Genomic DNA, 1,436 nt, shown 5'->3' with positions numbered 1-1,436 from the left:
TTACCGCGCAGGTCGTGACTCTGGGTCCGACTGACGCCCTGCTGGGTTGTCCATCACTTGATCTGTCCGGCCTGCGTGGTGCGCGTCTTGTTCACGCCGGACAGGACGGACATGACCTAATCAGGAGCCTGGCCGTTCCTCATCAATGTCTTGTCTGCCCGCCCTGGCCGGTGTGCGCCCCGCCCAACGCCAGTCAGAAGGGACATCACCATAGTGACAGAAACCGAGCGCATCGTCGCCGGCGCGGACACACACGTCGACACCATCCACGTCGCAGCGATCTCGACGACCGGTGCGTTGATCGGCGACCAGGAGTTCCCGACCACCCGCGCCGGTTACGCCGCGGCCATCCGATTTCTGACCTCGTTGGGACAGGTCGAGCGGATCGGCGTGGAGGGCACCGCCAGCTACGGTGCTGGGTTCACCCGCGCACTGACCGCCAAGGGTTTCGAGGTCGTTGAGGTAACCCGTGCGGTCAAGTCGACCCGCCGACTCAAGGGCAAGTCTGATCCGCTCGACGCTTACAGCGCTGCCCGCACCGCGTTGGCCGGCGAGGGACTGGCTGCCCCGAAGGACGATGCGACCGCCGGGTTGCGTGCGCTGCACCTTGCTCGCCGCTCAGCGGTCAAGCACCGCACCGCGGTGATCAACCAGATCAAAGCTATGCTGGTGTCCGCGCCTGATGTTGTGCGTGAAAAGTACCGTGGCCTAACGGTATTGAAGTTGATCGATGCGCTCGCCCGCTGCCGCCCCGATACGCTGACAGATCCGTGGGCGCAGTCGATGCTCACCGCAGCCAAGATCCTCGCCCAACGCGTGCAGTTCCTCGAGTCCCAAGCCGAGGCTCTCGAAACCCAGATCGACGCCGTCGTGACAGCGGCCAATCCCGGGCTGCGGGCGGCCTACGGTGTCGGCGCCGACACCGCCGCCCAGCTGCTGATCACAGCTGGTGTCAACCCGCACCGCCTGCACAGTGAAGCCGCATTCGCCGCGCTGTGTGGCGTGGCGCCGGTGCCCGCGTCCTCAGGCAAGACCACCCGACATCGGCTCTCCCGCGGCGGCGACCGGGCCGCCAATAATGCGTTGCATCGCATCGCGTTGGTGCGCCTGTCGCACCATCAGCCGACCAAGGACTACGCGCAGCGTCAACTGCGCAACGGCGACAGCAAGAGCAAGATGGAAGTGCTGCGAAAACTCAAACGGGCGATCGCCCGGGAAATCTTTAAACTGTTGACCCGCCAGGTCGCGGTGCCCGAGTACGCCGACCTACGCTCGGTACGGCAAGCCAAGAACATCACCGTCACCGCTGCTGCGAACCACTTCGGCGTCTGGCCCACTGTGATCTCCCGTATCGAACGCGGACTACAACGCGACGACATCTTCGCTGAAACCTACAGAACCTGGCTCCAAATCGCTTGACATCAATAGGAGCATCA

Annotated in this window: 1 protein-coding gene; it reads left to right on the top strand. The window is 64.2% G+C overall.

Features of this window, described 5'->3' with window-relative positions; all coding sequences use genetic code 11:
• Window positions 1-213: 213 nt before the first annotated feature.
• Window positions 214-1,419 carry an IS110 family RNA-guided transposase gene (locus MELE44368_RS23780; protein ID WP_128110748.1) on the top strand — a complete coding sequence of 402 codons (1,206 nt, stop codon included), beginning with the start codon at window positions 214-216 and terminating at the stop codon, window positions 1,417-1,419.
• Window positions 1,420-1,436: the final 17 nt, after the last annotated feature.

The organism is Mycolicibacterium elephantis DSM 44368, from assembly GCF_004014805.1.
Classification (GTDB): domain Bacteria; phylum Actinomycetota; class Actinomycetes; order Mycobacteriales; family Mycobacteriaceae; genus Mycobacterium; species Mycobacterium elephantis.
This window is presented reverse-complemented; position numbering and strand designations above follow the sequence as displayed.